This window comes from Parafrankia colletiae (assembly GCF_001854655.1).
In the GTDB taxonomy this organism is placed as follows: Bacteria; Actinomycetota; Actinomycetes; order Frankiales; family Frankiaceae; genus Parafrankia; species Parafrankia colletiae.
In genome coordinates this window covers 309,146-328,226 of the sequence record NZ_MBLM01000108.1, presented here as the reverse complement: position 1 = coordinate 328,226, position 19,081 = coordinate 309,146, and the positions used below count along the sequence as shown (strand labels likewise).

At 68.4% G+C, this 19,081-nt stretch carries 30 protein-coding genes; all 30 read right to left on the bottom strand.

Annotation, left to right across the window (positions count from 1 at the left end; genetic code table 11):
- Positions 1-65 precede the first annotated feature (65 nt).
- The 30 genes from rpmJ to rpsL all read right to left on the bottom strand — a co-directional run bounded on the left by rpmJ (position 66) and on the right by rpsL (position 18,694).
- Positions 66-179: a 50S ribosomal protein L36 gene (rpmJ, locus tag CC117_RS12585; protein WP_003956441.1), complete on the bottom strand. Its 114-nt coding sequence runs from the start codon at positions 177-179 to the stop codon at positions 66-68.
- A gap of 55 nt (positions 180-234) precedes the next feature.
- A complete protein-coding gene (infA, locus tag CC117_RS12580; RefSeq protein WP_071083879.1) occupies positions 235-456 on the bottom strand; it encodes a translation initiation factor IF-1 in 222 nt (73 codons plus the stop codon).
- A gap of 217 nt (positions 457-673) precedes the next feature.
- Positions 674-1,516: a type I methionyl aminopeptidase gene (map, locus tag CC117_RS12575; RefSeq protein ID WP_071083878.1), complete on the bottom strand. Its 843-nt coding sequence runs from the start codon at positions 1,514-1,516 to the stop codon at positions 674-676.
- Between the two features lie 267 nt (positions 1,517-1,783).
- Entirely contained in the window at positions 1,784-2,437 is a 654-nt protein-coding gene (locus tag CC117_RS12570) for an adenylate kinase (RefSeq protein WP_071083877.1), read from the bottom strand.
- Entirely contained in the window at positions 2,437-3,729 is a 1,293-nt protein-coding gene (gene secY / locus CC117_RS12565; RefSeq protein ID WP_071083876.1) for a preprotein translocase subunit SecY, read from the bottom strand. Before secY ends, CC117_RS12570 begins: the two co-directional genes overlap by 1 nt.
- Before the next feature lie 354 nt (positions 3,730-4,083).
- Positions 4,084-4,581, bottom strand: coding sequence for a 50S ribosomal protein L15 (gene rplO, locus CC117_RS12560; RefSeq protein ID WP_071083875.1), 498 nt, complete (start codon positions 4,579-4,581; stop codon positions 4,084-4,086).
- Positions 4,581-4,766 carry a 50S ribosomal protein L30 gene (gene rpmD, locus CC117_RS12555; protein WP_071083874.1) on the bottom strand — a complete coding sequence of 62 codons (186 nt, stop codon included), beginning with the start codon at positions 4,764-4,766 and terminating at the stop codon, positions 4,581-4,583. The genes rplO and rpmD overlap by 1 nt, the downstream gene beginning before the upstream one ends.
- Positions 4,766-5,374 carry a 30S ribosomal protein S5 gene (gene rpsE, locus CC117_RS12550; RefSeq protein WP_006539149.1) on the bottom strand — a complete coding sequence of 203 codons (609 nt, stop codon included), beginning with the start codon at positions 5,372-5,374 and terminating at the stop codon, positions 4,766-4,768. The genes rpmD and rpsE overlap by 1 nt, the downstream gene beginning before the upstream one ends.
- A 29-nt stretch (positions 5,375-5,403) precedes the next feature.
- Positions 5,404-5,778: a 50S ribosomal protein L18 gene (gene rplR / locus CC117_RS12545; protein WP_071083873.1), complete on the bottom strand. Its 375-nt coding sequence runs from the start codon at positions 5,776-5,778 to the stop codon at positions 5,404-5,406.
- Positions 5,779-5,788: 10 nt separating this feature from the next.
- On the bottom strand, positions 5,789-6,325 hold the full coding sequence (gene rplF, locus CC117_RS12540; protein ID WP_018638463.1) for a 50S ribosomal protein L6: 537 nt from the start codon (positions 6,323-6,325) through the stop codon (positions 5,789-5,791).
- 13 nt (positions 6,326-6,338) lie between these two features.
- Positions 6,339-6,746, bottom strand: a complete 408-nt coding sequence (gene rpsH / locus CC117_RS12535) for a 30S ribosomal protein S8 (RefSeq protein ID WP_018638464.1) — start codon at positions 6,744-6,746, stop codon at positions 6,339-6,341.
- A gap of 96 nt (positions 6,747-6,842) precedes the next feature.
- A complete protein-coding gene (locus CC117_RS12530; RefSeq protein WP_006539145.1) occupies positions 6,843-7,028 on the bottom strand; it encodes a type Z 30S ribosomal protein S14 in 186 nt (61 codons plus the stop codon).
- 3 nt (positions 7,029-7,031) lie between these two features.
- The gene (gene rplE / locus CC117_RS12525; RefSeq protein ID WP_071083872.1) at positions 7,032-7,601 is read right to left on the bottom strand and encodes a 50S ribosomal protein L5; all 570 of its coding nucleotides are present in this window, start codon (positions 7,599-7,601) and stop codon (positions 7,032-7,034) included.
- Positions 7,602-7,631: 30 nt separating this feature from the next.
- Positions 7,632-7,949 (bottom strand): 50S ribosomal protein L24, encoded by a 318-nt coding sequence (gene rplX / locus CC117_RS12520; RefSeq protein WP_026311263.1) that lies wholly within the window; start codon positions 7,947-7,949, stop codon positions 7,632-7,634.
- A gap of 12 nt (positions 7,950-7,961) precedes the next feature.
- Complete coding sequence (gene rplN, locus CC117_RS12515; protein WP_006539142.1) at positions 7,962-8,330, bottom strand: 50S ribosomal protein L14; 369 nt, start codon at positions 8,328-8,330, stop codon at positions 7,962-7,964.
- 137 nt (positions 8,331-8,467) lie between these two features.
- Positions 8,468-8,776 carry a 30S ribosomal protein S17 gene (rpsQ, locus tag CC117_RS12510; RefSeq protein ID WP_018638467.1) on the bottom strand — a complete coding sequence of 103 codons (309 nt, stop codon included), beginning with the start codon at positions 8,774-8,776 and terminating at the stop codon, positions 8,468-8,470.
- A gap of 20 nt (positions 8,777-8,796) precedes the next feature.
- The gene (gene rpmC / locus CC117_RS12505; RefSeq protein ID WP_018638468.1) at positions 8,797-9,045 is read right to left on the bottom strand and encodes a 50S ribosomal protein L29; all 249 of its coding nucleotides are present in this window, start codon (positions 9,043-9,045) and stop codon (positions 8,797-8,799) included.
- Complete coding sequence (gene rplP / locus CC117_RS12500) at positions 9,045-9,461, bottom strand: 50S ribosomal protein L16 (protein ID WP_018638469.1); 417 nt, start codon at positions 9,459-9,461, stop codon at positions 9,045-9,047. Before rplP ends, rpmC begins: the two co-directional genes overlap by 1 nt.
- Positions 9,462-9,466: 5 nt before the next feature.
- A complete protein-coding gene (gene rpsC, locus CC117_RS12495) occupies positions 9,467-10,429 on the bottom strand; it encodes a 30S ribosomal protein S3 (RefSeq protein ID WP_071083871.1) in 963 nt (320 codons plus the stop codon).
- Positions 10,429-10,851, bottom strand: a complete 423-nt coding sequence (gene rplV, locus CC117_RS12490) for a 50S ribosomal protein L22 (RefSeq protein ID WP_071083870.1) — start codon at positions 10,849-10,851, stop codon at positions 10,429-10,431. The genes rpsC and rplV overlap by 1 nt, the downstream gene beginning before the upstream one ends.
- The gene (gene rpsS, locus CC117_RS12485) at positions 10,844-11,125 is read right to left on the bottom strand and encodes a 30S ribosomal protein S19 (protein WP_018505128.1); all 282 of its coding nucleotides are present in this window, start codon (positions 11,123-11,125) and stop codon (positions 10,844-10,846) included. Before rpsS ends, rplV begins: the two co-directional genes overlap by 8 nt.
- Positions 11,126-11,200: 75 nt before the next feature.
- Complete coding sequence (gene rplB, locus CC117_RS12480; RefSeq protein ID WP_018638472.1) at positions 11,201-12,034, bottom strand: 50S ribosomal protein L2; 834 nt, start codon at positions 12,032-12,034, stop codon at positions 11,201-11,203.
- Between the two features lie 58 nt (positions 12,035-12,092).
- Positions 12,093-12,389, bottom strand: a complete 297-nt coding sequence (gene rplW, locus CC117_RS12475; RefSeq protein ID WP_018505130.1) for a 50S ribosomal protein L23 — start codon at positions 12,387-12,389, stop codon at positions 12,093-12,095.
- Positions 12,386-13,117: a 50S ribosomal protein L4 gene (rplD, locus tag CC117_RS12470; protein WP_071083869.1), complete on the bottom strand. Its 732-nt coding sequence runs from the start codon at positions 13,115-13,117 to the stop codon at positions 12,386-12,388. The genes rplW and rplD overlap by 4 nt, the downstream gene beginning before the upstream one ends.
- On the bottom strand, positions 13,114-13,827 hold the full coding sequence (gene rplC / locus CC117_RS12465; RefSeq protein ID WP_018638474.1) for a 50S ribosomal protein L3: 714 nt from the start codon (positions 13,825-13,827) through the stop codon (positions 13,114-13,116). Before rplC ends, rplD begins: the two co-directional genes overlap by 4 nt.
- Positions 13,828-13,845: 18 nt before the next feature.
- Entirely contained in the window at positions 13,846-14,154 is a 309-nt protein-coding gene (gene rpsJ, locus CC117_RS12460; RefSeq protein ID WP_006539131.1) for a 30S ribosomal protein S10, read from the bottom strand.
- Positions 14,155-14,451: 297 nt separating this feature from the next.
- Entirely contained in the window at positions 14,452-15,645 is a 1,194-nt protein-coding gene (gene tuf, locus CC117_RS12455; protein WP_071083868.1) for an elongation factor Tu, read from the bottom strand.
- A 101-nt stretch (positions 15,646-15,746) separates the two neighbouring features.
- Entirely contained in the window at positions 15,747-17,843 is a 2,097-nt protein-coding gene (gene fusA, locus CC117_RS12450) for an elongation factor G (RefSeq protein WP_071083867.1), read from the bottom strand.
- 6 nt (positions 17,844-17,849) lie between these two features.
- Positions 17,850-18,320 (bottom strand): 30S ribosomal protein S7, encoded by a 471-nt coding sequence (gene rpsG, locus CC117_RS12445; protein WP_018638476.1) that lies wholly within the window; start codon positions 18,318-18,320, stop codon positions 17,850-17,852.
- Positions 18,320-18,694, bottom strand: coding sequence for a 30S ribosomal protein S12 (gene rpsL / locus CC117_RS12440; protein WP_009740532.1), 375 nt, complete (start codon positions 18,692-18,694; stop codon positions 18,320-18,322). Before rpsL ends, rpsG begins: the two co-directional genes overlap by 1 nt.
- Between the last annotated feature and the right edge of the window lie 387 nt (positions 18,695-19,081).

Below are 19,081 nucleotides of genomic sequence, written 5' to 3'. Positions count from 1 at the left end.
CGTCGCTCCTGACGGCGGACCATCGGCCCGCCGGGCGGCGGCGGGCTACAGCCCGCCACCCGTCATCAGCCCTGGCGCTGCTTGTGACGCAGGTTGTCGCAGATGACCATGACACGCCCGTGACGGCGGATCACCTTGCACTTGTCGCAGATCTTCTTCACGCTCGGCTTGACCTTCACGGCCGCACGAACCTCCACACGCAGCCGTGGGCCGCGCTCGCTGATGAAATGACGATTACTTGTAGCGGTAGACGATGCGACCGCGGGACAGGTCGTAGGGCGAGAGCTCCACCACCACGCGGTCCTCGGGGAGGATCCGGATGTAGTGCTGACGCATCTTGCCACTGATGTGGGCGAGTACTCGATGACCGTTCGTGAGCTCCACCCGGAACATGGCGTTCGGGAGCGGCTCCACCACTCGGCCCTCGATCTCGATGGCCCCGTCCTTCTTCGGCATGTCCTCCGCTGTCCTGACGTCGACGCTGGGATGACGGCCCGGACGCGCAGGGCAGACACCCACCGCGCCCGGAAAGGGCGCTCACGCAACACCACCGCGCTGGATCATCGCCTCAACGGCGACACCCGACGACGCTGGAGACCGTCAACTCATGAGTGTACGTGCCGGCTCCGTCAAGGGCCAACAGGGGCCTGGCCCATCCTCACACCATGCGTCCTCACGGGGCGGTCGGCGCGTCCGCGGGCTGCCCGCAGACCACTCCGAGCTCGGCAAACCGCGCGACGCCGCCATCCGGCTCGGTGAGGACCCAGGGACCGCGCGGAGTCACGGCCACCGAGTGCTCGGTGTGGGCGGCGAGCGAGCCGTCCTTCGTCGCGACCGTCCATTCGTCCGCAAGCACGACCGTCTCCGCCGAGCCCAGAGTGATCATCGGCTCGATGGCGAGTGCGACGCCCTCGACCAGCTTCAGGCCGCGGCCAGGCCGCCCGTAGTTCAACACGTGCGGAGGCTGGTGCATCTCGGAGCCGATCCCGTGGCCTCCGTAGTGATCGACGATGCCGTAGCCGTGCGGCGTGATGTGCCGCTCCACCGCGTTGCTGATGTCCGTCAGCCGGCCACCGAGCTGGGCCGCTGCCAGACCACGCCACAGTGCCTCGTCACAGACCCTCAGCATGTCGAGGACCTCCTGTGGGACCTCGCCCACCGGGACGGTGATCGCGGCGTCGCCGTGCCAGCCCTCGACGATCGCTCCGCAGTCGATGGAGATGATGTCGCCCTCACGCAGCACCCGTTGCCGGCTGGGGATCGCGTGCACCACCTCGTTGTTCACCGAGCTGCAGATCGACGCGGGGTACGGAGGGTGGGCGTAGCCCTTGAAGGACGGAATGCCGCCATCATCGCGGATCGTCTTCTCCGCAAGCGCGTCCAGGTCCGCAGTGGTCACGCCGGGCGCGACCGCCTCCCGCAGCTTGGCCAGGGTCTTCGCAACGAGCAGCCCGGCCACCCGCATCCTGGCGATCTCAGCTGCCGTCTTGATCTGGACGTGCTCTCGACGTGCCACGCTGGTTCGGTCCCGTCCTCAGTAGTTTTCGCCCGCGCAGGTGCCCGGTGTGGTCACCGGACAGGGGCACGCGTCCGGAACACCGAGCCCAGGGCACTTCTGCCCCGTCGACGATAGCTGCCCGACGCAGGGTCGATGAACACCTGCCCGCCCACCCGCCTCCTGGAACGACTCTCGTCCAGGGGAGGCCACGCGGCGCCTCGTGCCGACAGGGGAGCTCAGCAACCGGCTCGAGCGCCCGTCGCCCGGCCGCCCGCTGCCCGGGCCTCAGTCGCCGTAGTGGCGCAGCGCGTCCAGCGCCCGGTCGGTCACGTTGTCCACCGGCCCGGTGGCGTCGATACCGATGAGGATGCCCTTGGCCGCGTAGTAGGCGACGAGCGGAGAGGTCTGCTCCGCGTACACCTCCAGACGGTGGCGGACGGTCTCGGAGCGGTCGTCGTCACGCTGGAACAGCTCGCCCGTACAGCGGTCGCAGACGTCCTCGACGCGCGGCGGATCGAAGTCGAGGTGCCAGATGTGGCCACAGCTGCGACAGGTCCGGCGGCCGGAGAGCCGGCGAACCACCTCGTCGTCATCCACGACCAGCTCGAGCACGACATCCAGCCGCGTACTCAACGCGTCGAGCATGCCGCCGAGTACTTCCGCCTGCGGGACGTTACGCGGGAAGCCGTCGAGCAGGAAGCCCTTGACCGCGTCGTCCTCGGCGAGCCGGTTGCGCACCATGCCGATGGTTATCTCGTCGGGAACGAGGTCACCGGCGTCCATGTAGGTTTTCGCCTTGACGCCCAACTCGGTGCCTTCGCGGACGTTTGCCCGGAAGATGTCACCAGTGGAGATCTTCGGAATGGACCGCGCCTGGGCGATGAAGGCGGCCTGCGTCCCCTTACCTGCTCCGGGCGGTCCGACCAGTACGAGGCGCACTACCGGAGGAAACCTTCGTAGTTGCGCAGCATGAGCTGGCTTTCAATCTGTTTCACGGTCTCCAGCCCCACTCCCACCATGATCAGCACCGATGTACCAGCAAACGGGAAGGGCTGGTCCTTGGTCAGGTTGAGAAGCGCCAACGGCAACACCGTGATGACCCCCAGGAACAACGAGCCAGGGAGGGTGATGCGGGACAGCACGTGGTCCAGGTACTCGGCCGTGGGACGGCCGGGCCGGATCCCCGGGATGAACCCGCCGTACTTCTTCATGTTGTCGGCCACCTCCGTCGGGTTGAAGGTGATCGCGACATAGAAGTACGTGAAGAAGATGATCAGCGCGAAGTAGGCCGCCAGATAGAGCGGGTGGTCACCTCGGGAGAGATAGCGCTGTTCGAAGTCCTGGAATGTCGCGTTGCTCCACACCTGGCCCAGCAGCTGCGGGAGCTGGAGCAGTGACGAGGCGAAGATGACCGGGATGATGCCGGCCTGGTTCACCTTGATCGGCAGATAGGTGGACGTCCCGCCGTACATCCGGCGCCCGATGAGCCGCTTGGCGTACTGGACCGGGATACGGCGCTGCGACTGCTCGACGAAGATGACGAACACCAGGATCGCCAGGCCCAGCAGGATCACCAGGCTGAAGACGACGCCGCCGGCGACCTGCAGGATGCGGCCGCCCTGCGAGGGGAGCTGAGCCGCGATCGAGGTGAAGATCAGCAGYGACATGCCGTTACCGACACCCCGAGCCGTGATCAGCTCACCCATCCACATGATGACGGCGGTCCCCGCGGTCATCGTGATCACGATGGTGGTGATCCGGAAGAGGCTCGTGTCCGGGATAATCGGGGCGGTGCAGCCGGGAAAGAGCCGGCCACTGCGCGCAAGAGCGACGATGCCGGTGGCCTGCAGGACTCCCAGTGCGATCGTCAGATATCGGGTGTACTGAGTGAGCTTCTGCTCACCCGCACTACCTTCCTTCTTCAGCTGTTCCAGTCGCGGGATGACCACCACGAGAAGCTGGATGATGATGCTCGACGTGATGTACGGCATGATGCCGAGCGCGAACACCGACAGCTGCAGGAGCGCGCCACCGCTGAAGAGGTTGATCAGCGAGTAGACGTTGTTGCTGTCCTCACTCGCCGAGTCGAGACACGCGTTCACCGCCGCCGTGGAGACGCCGGGCGACGGCATGACGCTGCCCAGGCGGAACAGGACGACCACGCCCAGGGTGAAGAGCAGTTTCTTCCGCAGGTCGGGCGTGCGGAAGGCCCGCGTGAAGGCGGTGAGCACGACTCCTCCTGCTGATCCATACGGCTGACGGGACAGGCGCGGTGTTTGGTACGGATCCCCGCCGGCCCTCGAAGCCGGACCGTACGCGGTGAGGCGACTCTAACAGCACCTGAGGCTTACTCGTCCGGACATCACGCGCGGTAGGCACTGGTGTACCGGGCAGCTGGAGCGGCGGGGTGGCACCGCCGGCGTTCGGACGGACCACCCCCAGAGTGTCAGACGTCCCGCACAGGTGCCAGCAACCACGGCTGAACTCGGCGACGACAGGTGTCCACCGGTACCCGGCCGGATGCCCACCGACACAAAGCAAACGCCTCGGGACGGGCGTGGTCACGCCCGTCCCGAGGCGAGCGGTCATGCCTGGGTGACGGTGCCTCCGGCAGCCTCGATCTTCTGCTTCGCCGAACCGGAGAAGGCATGTGCGGTCACCTGGACCGCCACGCCGATCTCACCGTCGCCGAGCACCTTGACCAGAGCCTTCGACCGGACAGCGCCGGCGGCCACCAGGTCGTCGACGCCGACGGCGCCGCCGTCCGGGAACAGCTCGCCGAGAGTGGCGACGTTCACCACCTGGTACTCGGTGCGGAACCGGTTACGGAACCCCTTGAGCTTGGGGACCCGCATGTGCAGCGGCATCTGGCCGCCCTCGAAGCGGATCGGCACCTGCTTGCGGGCCTTGGAGCCCTTGGTGCCACGCCCCGCCGTCTTGCCCTTGGAGCCCTCACCGCGGCCCACGCGCTGCTTCTTCTTGTGGGCACCCGGCGCGGGGCGAAGGTGGTGGACCTTCAGCCCGCGGTCGCGGGGCTCCTGCGCGGTGGCGGAGTCCGCCTTCTCCAGCGTCTTCTCGGCCATCAGGAGTCCACCTCCTCGACCCGCACGAGATGGGTCACGGTCGCGATCATCCCACGCACCTCGGGACGATCCTCACGGACGGTGCTGCCGTTGATGCGGCGCAGACCCAGCGTCCGCAGCGTCTCGCGCTGGTTGCGGGTGCCGCCGATCTCGGAGCGGACCTGGGTGATGCGCAGCTTGGCCATCACGCACCGACCCCGGCCGCCCGCGCGCGCAGCATGGCCGGCGGAGCGACGTCCTCCAGCGGCAGACCGCGACGGGCCGCGATCTCCTCCGGCCGCATCAGCCCGCGCAGCGCCGCCACAGTGGCATGCACGATGTTGATCGGGTTGGACGACCCGAGGGACTTCGACAGGACGTCGTGCACTCCGGCGCACTCCAGCACCGCGCGCACCGGACCACCGGCGATGACGCCGGTACCGGGCGAGGCAGGCTTGAGGAGCACGACACCGGCGGCATCCTCACCCTGCACCGGGTGCGGGATGGTGGAGCCGATGCGCGGCACCTTGAAGAAGTGCTTCTTGGCCTCTTCGACGCCCTTGGCGATCGCCGCCGGGACCTCTTTGGCCTTGCCGTAGCCGACACCGACGGTGCCGTCCGCGTCACCCACGACGACGAGCGCCGTGAAGCTGAAGCGGCGACCGCCCTTGACGACCTTCGCCACGCGGTTGATGGCGACGACCCGCTCGACGTAAGCGGTCTTCTCCTGCGCCGGGCCACCGCCCGAACGGTCGCGGCGCTCGCGGCGGTCGGAACCGCCGGAGCCGCCTCCGCGGCGCTGCTGGCCTGGCATCTAGAACATCTCCCTAGTAACTGTGGTCATCAGAAGTTCAGCCCGCCCTCGCGGGCCGCGTCCGCCAGAGCGGCGATACGGCCGTGGTAGGTGCGACCGCCACGGTCGAAGACCACGGCGTCGACACCGGCGGCGCGGGCACGCTCCGCGACGATGCGGCCGACCTCGCGGGCCTTGGCACTCTTGTCCCCGTCGGAGGCACGCAGGTCGACCTCCAGCGTGGACGCGGAGGCCAGGGTGTGGCCGGCGACGTCGTCGATGACCTGGGCGTAGATGTGCCGCGAGGACCGGGTGACGACGAGACGCGGCCGGGTCGGCGTTCCCGCCACCTTCTTGCGCACGCGAACGTGGCGGCGGAGCTTGGCCGTCYGCCGGCGCGCGCTGGCGCTGAGGCTCACTGCCATGTCTGTCTACCTACTTCCCGGTCTTCCCGACCTTGCGGCGAACGACCTCGCCCTGGTACCGCACGCCCTTGCCCTTGTACGGGTCGGGCTTGCGCAGTCCGCGGATCTTGGCTGCGACCTCGCCGACCTGCTGCTTGTCGATGCCGTGCACGACGAAGCGGGTCGGGGTCTGCACCTCGAACCGGATGCCCTCGGGAGCCTTCACGGGGACCGGGTGGCTGTAGCCGAGTGCGAACTCCAGGTCCGAGCCCCGGGCCTGGACACGGTAACCGACCCCGACGATCTCCAGGGTCTTCGAGTATCCGTTGGTGACCCCGACGACCATGTTGGAGACCAGGGTGCGGGTGAGGCCGTGCAGCGAGCGGCTGCGCCGCTCGTCGTTCGGCCGGCTGACGACGATCTGACCGTCCTCGCGGGCGACCTCGATCGGCTCCACGACGGTGTGGCTGAGGGTGCCCTTGGGCCCCTTGACCGTCACCGTCAGGCCGTCGAGGCTGACCTCGACGCCGCTGGGAACACTGATGGGCTGGCGCCCGATCCGTGACATCGTTGCGCCTTCCTTACCAGACGTAGGCGAGGACTTCTCCGCCCACGCCCCGCTTGCCGGCCTGCCTGTCGGTCAGCAGCCCCGACGAGGTGGAGATGATCGCGACGCCCAGGCCGCCAAGGACCTTCGGCAGACCCGTCGACTTCGCGTAGACGCGCAGACCGGGCTTGCTGATCCGCTTCACGCCCGCGATGGAACGCTCCCGGTTCGGGCCGTACTTCAGGTCGACGATCAGCGAACGGCCGACCGCGCCTTCGGCGGGGTCCTCGACGTGCCAGCCGAGGATGTAGCCCTCCTGCTGGAGGATCTCGGCGATGTGGGTCTTGATCTTGCTGTGCGGCATCACCACCCGGTCGTGATAAGCCCGGTTGGCGTTGCGGACACGGGTGAGCATGTCCGCGATCGGATCGGTCATCGTCATGGCTTGGCGCCTTTCTCACGGCGGTTCCCGCTCCTCGCACCCCAGGGGGCACGCGGGCCTACCGCGATCGTGTGGGTACTACCAGGAGCTCCGGGACTACCAGGAGCTCTTTGTCACGCCAGGCAGTTCGCCGCGGTGGGCCATCTGCCGCAGGCACACCCGGCACAGTCCGAACACGCGGTACACCGAGCGCGGACGGCCACACCGCTGGCAGCGGGTGTAGCCGCGCACGGCGTACTTCGGCTTACGGGCGGCCTTCTCGACCAGCGCCTTCTTCGCCATCTCTCAGCTCTCCCGGAACGGGAAGCCCAGCGCCCTCAGCAGCGCCCGGCCCTCGTCGTCGTTGGTCGCGGTCGTGACGACCGTGATGTCCATGCCCCGGACCCGGTCGATCCTGTCGATGTCGATCTCGTGGAAGATCGACTGCTCGGTCACACCGAACGTGTAGTTCCCCGCGCCGTCGAACTGCTTCGGCGACAGTCCGCGGAAGTCACGGATGCGGGGCAACGCGATCGAGACCAGCCGGTCGAGGAACTCCCACATGCGGTCGCCACGCAGAGTCACCTTCGCCCCGATGGGCTGGCCCTCGCGCAGCTTGAACTGGGCGATCGACTTCTTGGCTCGCCGCACCGCGGGCTTCTGGCCGGTGATGGCCGCCAGGTCGCGGGTGGCACCGTCGATCAGCTTCGCGTCCCGGGCGGCGTCGCCGACGCCCATGTTGACGACGACCTTCACCACACCGGGGATCTGCATGACGTTGCCGTAGGAGAACTCCTCCCGCAACGCCGGGGCGATCTCGGCGCGGTACCGCTGCTTCAGCCGAGGGACCGGCCGGGCTTCCGTGGTCACACTCATTGTCTCGTTTCCTAGCCTTGCGCCGGGGGCCTAGAGCTCGGCACCGGTGCGGCGCGAGATCCGGACCTTGGTGCCGTCCTCGTTGAAGCGGTAGCCGATGCGGGTCGGCCGGCCGTCAGACGGATCGACGATCATCACGTTGCTGACGTGGATCGGCGCCTCCTGGGTGACGATCCCGCCGGACTGCGAGCCGCGCTGGCTCTGCTGGACGCGGGTGTGCCGGGTGACCCGGTTCGCGCCCTCGACCACGACCTTGTTCTGGTCGGGGATGGCCCGGATGACCTTGCCCTTCAGGCCACGGTCCTTACCTGTGACGATCTGGACCGTGTCGCCCTTCTTGATCTTCATACCGGCCACGGTCTACAGCACCTCCGGCGCCAGCGAAATGATCTTCATGAAACGCTTGTCCCGCAGCTCACGGCCGACCGGGCCGAAGATGCGGGTACCGCGGGGGTCTCCGCCATCGCGGATGAGGACCGCCGCGTTCTCGTCGAACCGGATGTAGGAGCCGTCCGGGCGCCGCCGCTCCTTGGTGGTGCGCACCACGACCGCCTTGACCACGTCGCCGCGCTTCACGCCGGCGCCGGGCAGGGCGTCCTTCACCGTTCCGACGATGATGTCGCCGATCCCCGCGTAACGACGCCCAGAGCCGCCGAGCACGCGGATGCACAGAATTTCCCTGGCTCCGGTGTTGTCGGCGACCCGAAGTCGCGACTCCTGCTGAATCACTTTCTGCTCCTGATCACCCGTTGCCGTCCGACCGCCGCCGGCCGGCTCTCTCCCCTGCCGCCGGTGACGACCGCGAGGTCACCGCGCCCGGCCGGCCGGGGGCCCGCAGCTCGCGAGCCCCCGAGGTCCCGAAGGACCTACTTCGCCTTCTCGAGGACCTGGACGACCCGCCAGCGCTTGGTGGCCGACAACGGCCGGGTCTCCATCAGCAGGACGCGGTCACCGACGCCCACGTTGCCGCTCTCGTCGTGCGCCTTGACCCGCTTGGTGCGGCGGATCGTCTTGCCGTAGAGCGGGTGCTGGACCCGGTCCTCCACCGCGACGACGACCGTCTTCTGCATCTTCTCGCTGATGACCAGCCCCTCGCGCACCTTGCGGAAGCCGCGCTCGGTGGACGCGTCCGCGGCAGCGGTGGTGGTCGTGCTGTCCGTGCTGGTGTCGCTCACTTCGTCTCCGCTCACTGCACTCACGCGTCCGAACCGGCGGCATCCGCCGCGACGGCCGGGTCATCGCTCAGGCCGAGCTCGCGCTCGCGCATGACCGTGTAGATCCGGGCGATGTCCCGGCGGACGTCACGCAGCCGCCGGTTGTTGCGCAGCTGCCCGGTCGCGCCCTGGAAACGGAGGTTGAACAGCTCCTCCTTGGCCTCCCGCAGCTTGTCCACCAGCTCGGTGCTGGACAGCGCGCGCAGGTCGTCCGCAGTCGTGACAGCCATCAGGCACCACCCTCACGGGTCACGAAACGGCACTTCATCGGCAGCTTGTGGATGGCGCGGCGCATCGCCTCGCGGGCGACGGGCTCGGCCACACCGGAAAGCTCGAACATGATGCGTCCGGGCTTCACGTTCGCAACCCACCACTCCGGGGAGCCCTTACCGGAACCCATCCGGGTCTCAGCGGGCTTCTTGGTGAGCGGACGGTCCGGGTAGATGTTGATCCAGACCTTTCCACCACGCCGGATGTGCCGGGTCATCGCGATACGCGCCGACTCGATCTGCCGGTTCGTCACGTAGGCCGGCTCCAGGGCCTGGATCGCGTATTCGCCGAAGGCGATCCTGGTGCCGCCCTTGGCAGCGCCCGCCCGCTTGGGGTGGTGCTGCTTGCGGTGCGCGACCTTCCGGGGAATAAGCATGTTTCCTAACCCTCCGCCTTCTCCGGCGTGCCCTGGGTCTCGGTGACCGCCGGGGCCGACGTCGCTTCGGGCGCGGCAGGCGCGGCGGTCTCAGCCGGCGCAGTGCTGGCCGGCGTGGTCTCGGCTGTGGCCTTGTCAGCCGCGGCCTTCTCCGCACCGCCACCGCCACCGCCGGCGCCACCGCTACCACCGCGACCGCGCCGGTCGCCGGCACGAGCCGCCGCGCGGCCCGCGTCCGTTCCGCCCTGCGTGGTGCCCGAGGAACCCGAGCGCGGCCCGCGTCGCGGCCGTTCCCGGCGCTGCTGGCGCAGGAGCGCCTCCTGGGCCTCCCGCTCCGCGCGGCTCTGGACGATGTCGCCCTTGTAGATCCAGACCTTCACGCCGATGCGACCGAAGTTCGTCCGGGCCTCGTAGAAGCCGTAGTCGATGTCCGCGCGCAGCGTGTGCAGCGGCACCCGGCCCTCGCGGTAGAACTCCGACCGGCTCATCTCGGCACCACCGAGACGACCCGAGCACTGGACCCGGATGCCCTTGGCGCCGCTCTTCATCGCCGACTGCATGGCCTTGCGCATCGCGCGGCGGAAGCTGACCCGGCTGGAGAGCTGCTCGGCGACACCCTGCGCCACGAGCTGCGCGTCGACCTCGGGGTTCTTCACCTCGAGGATGTTGAGCTGCACCTGCTTGCCGGTGAGCTTCTCGAGGTCACCGCGGATGCGGTCGGCCTCGGCGCCACGCCGGCCGATCACGATGCCCGGGCGGGCGGTGTGGATGTCCACCCTCAGCCGGCCCTGGGTGCGCTCGATGTCGACCCGGCTGATGCCGGCCCGCTCCATGCCCTTGGACATCATCTTGCGGATCTTGACGTCCTCACCGACGTACGCCTTGTACTGCTTGTCGGCGTACCAACGGGAGGTGAACTCCGACGTGATGCCAAGTCGGAACCCGTGCGGGTTTACCTTCTGCCCCACTACCGGGCCCTCCTAGTCGTCCTGGCGCCGGCGCCCGTCGCGACCGGTTCCCGGCTCTCCACCACGATCGTGATGTGGCTGGTGCGCTTGCGGATCCGGTACGCCCGGCCCTGGGCGCGGGGCCGGATGCGCTTGAGCGTGGGTCCCTCGTCGACGAAGGCGGATGCGATCCACAGCGTCGCCGGGTCGAGATCGTGGTTGTTCTCGGCGTTGGCCACCGCGCTCGCCACGACCTTGTAGACATCCGTGCTCGCCGCCTGCGGCGCGAACCGCAGGATGTCGAGCGCCTCGCCGGCTGACCGGCCACGGACCAGGTCGATGACCCGGCGGGCCTTCGTCGGTGAGGTGTGCACGTACCGGGCGGTCGCCCTGGCACCGGGCAGGCCGGCGCGGGTCAGGCCATCGACGAGGTCGTCAGCCACGGCGTGACCTCCGGTCCTCCTTGACGTGCCCGCGGAAGGTGCGCGTGGGCGCGAACTCGCCGAGCTTGTGCCCGACCATTCCCTCTGTGATGAACACGGGGACGTGCTTGCGCCCGTCGTGCACCGCGATGGTGTGACCCAGCATGTCGGGGATCACGGTCGAACGACGCGACCAGGTCCGGATGACGTGCTTGGTGCCCTTCTCGTTCTGAACGTCCACCTTCTTGAGCAGGTGGTCGTCGACGAACGGGCCCTTCTTAAGACTGCGTGGCATGGCTGTGTCTCCTCCTTCCTGCTCAGTGGTGGGGGTGGGTCAGGGTGGCCGACGGCCGGGCGAACAGAGCCATTACTACCGCCGCCTGTTCTGCTTGCGACGCCGGACGATCAGCGCGTCGCTCGACTTCTTGGTACGCCGGGTCCGGCCCTCGGGGCGGCCCTTCGGGTTGACCGGGTGGCGGCCACCGGAGGTCTTGCCCTCACCACCACCGTGCGGGTGGTCGACCGGGTTCATCGCGACACCACGGACGGTGGGACGCCGACCCTTCCAGCGCATCCGGCCGGCCTTGCCCCAGTTGATGTTGCTCTGCTCGGCGTTACCGACCTCGCCGACGGTGGCGCGGCAGCGCACGTCGACGTTGCGGATCTCGCCGGAGGGCATCCGGAGCTGCGCGTACGGACCATCCTTGGCGACGAGCTGCACACTGGTGCCGGCGCTGCGAGCGATCTTGGCGCCGCCGCCGGGACGCAGCTCGATGGCATGGACCACGGTGCCGGTCGGGATGTTGCGCAGCGGCAGGGCGTTGCCCGGCTTGATGTCCGCGCCGACGCCCGAGCTGACCATGTCGCCCTGGCGCAGCTTCACCGGGGCGAGGATGTAGCGCTTCTCGCCGTCGAGGTAGTGCAGCAGAGCGATCCGCGCGGTGCGGTTCGGGTCGTACTCGATGTGCGCGACCTTGGCCGGCACACCGTCCTTGTCCCGCCGGAAGTCGATGATCCGGTAGGCGCGCTTGTGACCGCCGCCCTGGTGGCGGGTCGTGATCCGCCCGTGGACGTTACGACCGCCCTTGGAGTGCAGCGGGCGGACGAGCGACTTCTCCGGGTGATCACGGGTGATCTCGACGAAGTCCGCGACGCTCGACCCACGACGCCCCGGCGTCGTCGGCTTGTACCTGCGAATACCCATGTTCTACTTCCGATCCGACGCCGGGCCGAGCGGCACCCGGGTACGCCCCACGCGGGTGTCAGGCACCGGGGCCTCCGAAGATCTCAATGCTGTCACCGGGCGCGAGGCTGACGAGCGCCCGCTTGGTGGCCGAGCGGTGTCCCCAGCCGTGCTTGGTCCGCTTGCGCTTGCCCGCCCGGTTGATCGTGTTGACCCGGGTGACCCGCACGTTGAAGATCTTCTGCACGGCGAGCTTGATCTGGGTCTTGTTCGCGTCGGGGCGAACGATGAACGTGTAGACGTTCTCGTCGAGCAGGCCGTAGCTCTTCTCGGAGACGACCGGCCGGAGAATGATGTCTCKCGGGTCGGGGATCACTTGTCCTCCTCCTCGCTGGCCGAGGTGCCAGCCGAGGCCGCCGGACGTGAGCCGCGGCCGAGGAACGCGGTGAGCGCACCCTCGGTGAAGACCACGTCGTCACTCACCAGCACGTCATAGGTGTTGAGCTGGCCCGGGTCGAGCAGGTGAACCTCGGCCACGTTGCGCAGGCTGAGCCAGGTCAACTCGTCCGAGCGGGAGGCCACGACCAGGACACGGCGCGCGGCGACCAGGCTGGTCAGCGCAGCCACGGCCGACTTCGTCGACGGGGCGTCCCCGGCGACCAGCGACGAGACCACGTGCACYCGGTCGTTGCGGGCCCGGTCCGACAGGGCCCCGCGCAGCGCGGCGGCCTTCATCTTCTTGGGTGTCCGCTGGTCGTAGTTGCGCGGCGTCGGGCCGTGGACGATGCCACCGCCGGTGAACTGCGGCGCACGCAGCGAACCCTGCCGAGCCCGGCCGGTGCCCTTCTGGCGGTACGGCTTGCGCCCACCGCCGCGGACCTCGCCGCGGGTCTTCGTCGAGTGCGTGCCCTGCCGGGCCGCGGCGAGCTGCGCCACGACCACCTGGTGGATCAGCGGCACGTTCACCGGCACGTCGAACACCGCGCCGGGCAGCTCGACGCTGCCTGCGTCGCCGCCCGCGGGGGCGTGCACCGGGACCGTGCGGTCCACGGGCGCATCCGCCTCGGCGGGGGCTTCCTTCGTCATCGATGCCGTCGGGCTCATGCCGAGGCCTCCTCACCGGTGCCGGCGGCCGCGGTGGCCGCGACCGGAGCGGCCGGCTCCGGAGCGGGGCGCTTGGCCGCGCTGCGAACGAAGACCAGACCGCCGTCGGGGCCGGGAATCGCACCCTTGATCAGCAGGAAGCCACGCTCGGTGTCGACGGCGTGGATGGTCAGCCCGGCCACGGTCACGCGGTCGTGCCCCATCCGGCCGGCCATCCGCAGGCCCTTGAAGACCCGTCCCGGAGTGGCGCAGCCGCCGACGGAACCCGGGGAGCGGTGCTTGCGCTCGACACCGTGACCGGCACCCAGGCCCTTGAAGCCGTGCCGCTTCATGACACCGGCGAAGCCCTTGCCCTTGGAGGTACCGGTGACGTCGACCACCTGGCCGGCGTCGAACACCTCACCGGTCAGCTGCTGGCCGGGGCGGTAGTTACCGGCGTCGGCGGTACGCAGCTCCACCAGATGCCGCCGGGGGGTGACACCCGAGGTCTCGAAGTGGCCACGCAGTGGCTTGTTGATCCGCCGCGGGTCGATCTCGCCGTAGCCGAGCTGGACGGCCGAATAGCCGTCGGAGTCGGGCGTCTTGACCTGGGTCACGACGTTGGGGCCGGCCTGAATGACGGTGACCGGCACGACGCGGTTGTTCGCGTCCCATACCTGGGTCATCCCGAGCTTGGTGCCCAGGAGCCCTCTGTAGTTGCGGTTGAGCATGACTGGCGCCGGCCCCTCTTACAGCTTGATCTCGATGTCCACGCCGGCGGGCAGGTCGAGGCGCATCAGCGAGTCGACCGTCTTCGGCGTCGGGTCAAGAATGTCGATCAGCCGCTTGTGCGTCCGCATCTCGAAGTGCTCGCGGCTGTCCTTGTACTTGTGCGGCGACCGGATGACGCAGTAGACGTTCTTCTCCGTCGGCAGCGGCACCGGACCCGCGACCTGCGCACCGGTACGCGTCACGGTCTCGACGATCTTCCGCGCCGAGCTGTCGATGACCTCGTGGTCATAGGCCTTGAGCCGGATGCGGATCTTCTGTGCCGCCATGGTGGGCTTCGCCTGTCCTGTCTGTCTCGTCCGGCCGGTATTACTACCGGGTCCCCGTCGACCTCTCCAAGCTCCGCGGCGCGGGTCGCCGCCGCATGGACGGGCGACCCGGCGGGGCCGGGTTCGTGCCGGGTGTACCGCCTTGTCTGACGCCCGTCGGCACGCACATCGCGGGCCCCCGGGCAGCTTGCTCCACTCCCGGTCGCACGCCGGCCGGGACGCACCAGGCGCCCCGACGTGCCGCCGGGCAGCAACAGCGGGCGACGGGCCCTGAGAGGCACCCGCCGCCCGCGGCTACTACTTGATGACCTTGAGAACCTGGCCCGCACCGACGGTCCGGCCACCCTCACGGATGGCGAACCGCAGGCCCTCCTCCATGGCGATCGGCTGGATCAGCTCGACCGTCATCTCGGTGTTGTCGCCCGGCATGACCATCTCGGTGCCCTCGGGGAGGGTCACGACGCCGGTCACGTCGGTGGTGCGGAAGTAGAACTGCGGCCGGTAGTTCTTGAAGAACGGCGTGTGCCGGCCGCCCTCGTCCTTGTTGAGGATGTAGACGCGCGCCTCGAACACCGTGTGCGGGGTGATCGACTTCGGCTTGACGATGACCTGGCCGCGCTCGACGTCCTCGCGCTTGATGCCGCGCAGGAGCAGACCGACGTTGTCACCGGCCTGACCCTCGTCGAGCAGCTTGCGGAACATCTCGACGCCGGTCACGGTCGTCGTCGTGGTCTCCGGCTTGATACCGACGATCTCGACGGTCTCGTTGACCTTGACGATTCCACGCTCGATACGACCGGTGACGACGGTGCCACGACCGGTGATCGTGAAGACGTCCTCGATCGGCATGAGGAACGGCCGGTCGATGTCACGCTCGGGCTCGGGGATGGACTCGTCCACCGCGGCCATGAGCTCGAGGAGCTTCGCGCCCCACTCCTTGTCGCCCTCCAGCGCCTTGAGCGCCGAAACGCGGATCACGGGGACGTCGTCGCCGGGGAACTCGTAGGTGTTCAGGAGCTCCCGGACCTCGAGCTCGACGAGCTCGAGGATCTCCTCGTCGTCGACCATGTCGGCCTTGTTGAGCGCGACGACGATGTAGGGCACGCCGACCTGGCGGGCGAGGAGCACGTGCTCCTTCGTCTGCGGCATCGGGCCGTCGGTCGCCGAGACCACCAGGATCGCGCCGTCCATCTGCGCGGCACCGGTGATCATGTTCTTGATGTAGTCCGCGTGGCCGGGGCAGTCGACGTGGGCGTAGTGCCGGGCGTCGGTCTGGTACTCGACGTGCGCGATCGAGATGGTGATACCGCGGGCCTTCTCCTCCGGCGCCTTGTCGATCTGGTCGAACGGCGTGAAGGGGTTGAGGTCCGGGTGCGCGTCGTGCAGAACCTTGGTGATGGCTGCCGTCAGCGTCGTCTTGCCATGGTCGATGTGACCGATGGTGCCGATGTTGACGTGCGGCTTGGTCCGCTCGAACTTCTGCTTCGCCACTGGTGTCCCTCCAAGGACGGGTGGTGTCGTGCTTGTGTCGTGGTCACTGGGCCGGCGTTGTCGTCAGTGGTGCCGGCACCCCGGCCCGCTGGGAGACCTGACTACTCGCCTCGCGCCTTCGCGATGATCTCCTTGGCGACGTTCTGCGGAACCTCGGCGTAGGAGTCGAACTGCATCGAGTAACTCGCCCGACCGGAGGTCTTCGACCGCAGGTCACCGACGTACCCGAACATCTCCGACAGCGGCACCAGGGCCCTGATGATGCGGGAACCGCCCCGCTCGTCCATCGCCTGGATCTGCCCGCGGCGCGAGTTCAGGTCGCCGATCACGTCACCCATGTGGTCCTCGGGCGTCGTGACCTCGACCGACATCAGCGGCTCGAGGATGACCGGGTCGGCCTTCCGCGCGGCCTCCTTGAACGCCATCGAACCGGCGATCTTGAAGGCGAGCTCGGAGGAGTCCACGTCGTGGAACTGGCCGTCCCGCAGGGTGACCTTGACGTCCACCAGCTGGTATCCGGCCAGGACACCGAACTCCATGGCCTCCTGGCAGCCGGCATCCACCGAGGGGATGAACTCCTTGGGGATGCGCCCGCCCGTCACCTTGTTCTGGAACTCGTAGCCGCCGCCGTCGCCGCCGGAGGGCTCGAGGTCGATGATCACGCGAGCGTACTGGCCGGAGCCACCCGTCTGCTTCTTGTGGGTGTAGTCGACCTTCTCCACCTTGCGGCGGATGGTCTCGCGGTAGGCCACCTGCGGCTTGCCGACGTTCGCCTCGACGCCGTACTCCCRGCGCATCCGGTCGACGAAGACCTCGAGGTGCAGCTCACCCATGCCGGCGATGACCGTCTGACCGGTCTCCTCGTCGGTGCGGACCTGGAAGGTCGGGTCCTCTTCGGTGAGCCGCTGGATCGCGGTGCCCAGCTTCTGCTGGTCAGCCTTGGTCTTCGGCTCGATKGCGACGTCGATCACCGGGGCAGGGAAGATCATCGACTCGAGGATGACCGGCGAGCTCGGGTCGCAGAGCGTGTCGCCGGTCGTGGTGTTCTTCAGACCCACCACGGCGACGATCTGGCCCGCGCCCACGCCTTCCCGGTCCTCCCGGTGGTTGGCGTGCATCTGCAGGATGCGGCCGATCCGCTCCTTGCGGTCCTTGGTGGAGTTGAGCACCGCGGTACCGCTGGTGATCTYGCCGGAGTACACCCGGATGTAGGTCAGCTTGCCGACGTACGGGTCCGACATGATCTTGAAGGCAAGTGCGGAGAACGGCGCGTCCTCTTCAGCCGCGCGGATGACCTCGGTCTCCTCGTTGCCGACCGCGTGGCCGGTGACCGCGCCGATGTCGGTCGGCGAGGGGAGGAAGTCGACCACCGCGTCGAGCATGGGCTGAACGCCCTTGTTCTTGAAGGCCGAGCCGCAGAGCACCGGGTTGACCTTGCTGGCCACCGTGGCCCGCCGCAGCGCCGCCATGAGCTGCTCCTCGGTGGGCTCCACGCCCTCCAGGTACAGCTCCATGAGGTCGTCGTCGTTCTCGGCGACGGTCTCGACCAGCTTCTCCCGCCATTCCTGCGCGGCCTCGGCGTGGTCGGAGGGGATGTCGACCGTCTCGTAGGAGGCGCCCTTGTCCTCCGTGTGCCAGAGCAGGCCCTTCATGCGGATCAGGTCGATCACGCCACGGAAGTCGGCCTCGACACCCCAGGGAAGCTGGATGACGGCGGGCGTCGCGTCCAGCCGGTCGACCATCATGTCGACGCAGCGGTGGAACTCGGCGCCGACCCGGTCCATCTTGTTGACGAACGCGATCCGCGGGACGTCGTAGCGGTCGGCCTGCTTCCACACCGTCTCGCTCTGCGGCTCGACACCGGCGACGGCGTCGAACACCGCGACCGCGCCGTCGAGGACGCGCAGCGAACGCTCCACCTCGACGGTGAAGTCGACGTGGCCMGGAGTGTCGATGATGTTGATGGTGTGATCGCGCCAGGAGCAGGTGGTGGCGGCGGAGGTGATGGTGATCCCCCGCTCCTGCTCCTGCTCCATCCAGTCCATCGTGGCGCCACCCTCGTGGACTTCACCGATCTTGTAGTTCACACCGGTGTAGAAGAGGATGCGCTCGGTGGTGGTGGTCTTGCCCGCGTCGATGTGGGYCATGATCCCGATGTTGCGGGTCGCAGCCAGGGCGGAACGTACGTCAGCAGCCATGATGAGTTACCAGCGGTAGTGGGCGAAGGCCTTGTTGGACTCCGCCATCTTGTGGGTGTCCTCCCGGCGCTTCACGCTCGCGCCGAGGCCGTTGCTCGCATCGATCAGCTCGTTCATCAGGCGCTCCGTCATCGTCTTCTCACGACGACCACGGGAGTACCCGACGATCCAGCGCAGCGCCAGCGTCGTGCTGCGGCCCGCGCGGACCTCGACCGGCACCTGGTAGGTGGCACCACCGACACGGCGGGGGCGCACCTCGAGGGTCGGCTTGACGTTGTCCAACGCACGCTTGAGCGTGACGACCGGGTCGTTGCCGGTCTTGTTCTTGGCGCCCTCGAGCGCGCCGTACACGATGCGCTCCGCCACCGACTTCTTGCCGCTCAGCAGCACCTTGTTGACCAGAGCGGTCACCAGCGGCGAGCCGTAGACCGGGTCGACGACGACGGCGTGCTTGGGTGCTGGCCCCTTGCGCGGCATCAGCCCTTCTCCTTCTTCGCGCCGTAGCGGCTGCGAGCCTGCTTCCGGTTACGGACGCCCTGCGTGTCGAGGGCGCCCCGGACGATCTTGTAGCGGACGCCCGGGAGGTCCTTCACTCGGCCGCCACGCACCAGCACGATCGAGTGCTCCTGCAGGTTGTGGCCAACACCCGGGATGTAGGCGGTGACCTCGATCCCGCTGTTGAGCCGGACGCGGGCGACCTTGCGCAGCGCCGAGTTCGGCTTCTTGGGCGTGGTCGTGTAGACGCGGGTGCACACGCCACGACGCTGCGGGCTCCCCTTGAGTGCCGGGGTCTTGGTCTTCTCGACCTTGTCCTGCCGGCCCTTGCGGACCAACTGCTGGATCGTGGGCAACGCCGCTCCCGTTCCTTCGTGCCTCGTCGTACTCCTCGGCAGCCATCCCGGATGGCCGGCCTGTCTGCCTGCTGTGTCGCGGTGCGGCCCCGCCGGTCGGCGCGGAAAGGGCGCCGGAGCGCTTCCTTCCGACCCACGCGGTCGGGCGTGTCGCGCCCTTCAGGACTGCTCGAAAGATCCGAACCGTCCCGGTAAGGAGCGCGCCCACCCGACCATCAGCCGGCTCGAACCTGACAGTCACCGACGGCAGCCTGGGTGCCTGACCTGAAAGGTCGACTCCCGGCGCCACGGCGCCACATCTAGGCGCAGGACACACGCCAGAGCCACGTGGGCTCCAGCCACAGGTGCCAACATTACTCCACGCCCGCGTCAAGTGTCGAACGGGGT

What these genes read in the sequence shown, in the direction of transcription:
- infA (WP_071083879.1), bottom strand. Translation starts at nt 456, where the DNA reads ATGCCGAAGAAGGACGGGGCCATCGAGATCGAGGGCCGAGTGGTGGAG.
- rplO (WP_071083875.1), bottom strand. Translation starts at nt 4,581, where the DNA reads ATGGCCGAGAAGACGCTGGAGAAGGCGGACTCCGCCACCGCGCAGGAG.
- rpmD (WP_071083874.1), bottom strand. Translation starts at nt 4,766, where the DNA reads ATGGCCAAGCTGCGCATCACCCAGGTCCGCTCCGAGATCGGCGGCACC.
- rpsE (WP_006539149.1), bottom strand. Translation starts at nt 5,374, where the DNA reads ATGCCAGGCCAGCAGCGCCGCGGAGGCGGCTCCGGCGGTTCCGACCGC.
- rplF (WP_018638463.1), bottom strand. Translation starts at nt 6,325, where the DNA reads ATGTCACGGATCGGGCGCCAGCCCATCAGTGTTCCCAGCGGCGTCGAG.
- rpsH (WP_018638464.1), bottom strand. Translation starts at nt 6,746, where the DNA reads ATGACGATGACCGATCCGATCGCGGACATGCTCACCCGTGTCCGCAAC.
- CC117_RS12530 (WP_006539145.1), bottom strand. Translation starts at nt 7,028, where the DNA reads ATGGCGAAGAAGGCGCTGGTCGAGAAGGCCGCCCGTAAGCCGAAGTAC.
- rplE (WP_071083872.1), bottom strand. Translation starts at nt 7,601, where the DNA reads ATGAGTGTGACCACGGAAGCCCGGCCGGTCCCTCGGCTGAAGCAGCGG.
- rplX (WP_026311263.1), bottom strand. Translation starts at nt 7,949, where the DNA reads ATGAAGATCAAGAAGGGCGACACGGTCCAGATCGTCACAGGTAAGGAC.
- rpmC (WP_018638468.1), bottom strand. Translation starts at nt 9,045, where the DNA reads ATGGCTGTCACGACTGCGGACGACCTGCGCGCGCTGTCCAGCACCGAG.
- rplP (WP_018638469.1), bottom strand. Translation starts at nt 9,461, where the DNA reads ATGCTTATTCCCCGGAAGGTCGCGCACCGCAAGCAGCACCACCCCAAG.
- rpsS (WP_018505128.1), bottom strand. Translation starts at nt 11,125, where the DNA reads ATGCCACGCAGTCTTAAGAAGGGCCCGTTCGTCGACGACCACCTGCTC.
- rplB (WP_018638472.1), bottom strand. Translation starts at nt 12,034, where the DNA reads ATGGGTATTCGCAGGTACAAGCCGACGACGCCGGGGCGTCGTGGGTCG.
- rplC (WP_018638474.1), bottom strand. Translation starts at nt 13,827, where the DNA reads ATGCTCAACCGCAACTACAGAGGGCTCCTGGGCACCAAGCTCGGGATG.
- rpsJ (WP_006539131.1), bottom strand. Translation starts at nt 14,154, where the DNA reads ATGGCGGCACAGAAGATCCGCATCCGGCTCAAGGCCTATGACCACGAG.
- rpsG (WP_018638476.1), bottom strand. Translation starts at nt 18,320, where the DNA reads ATGCCGCGCAAGGGGCCAGCACCCAAGCACGCCGTCGTCGTCGACCCG.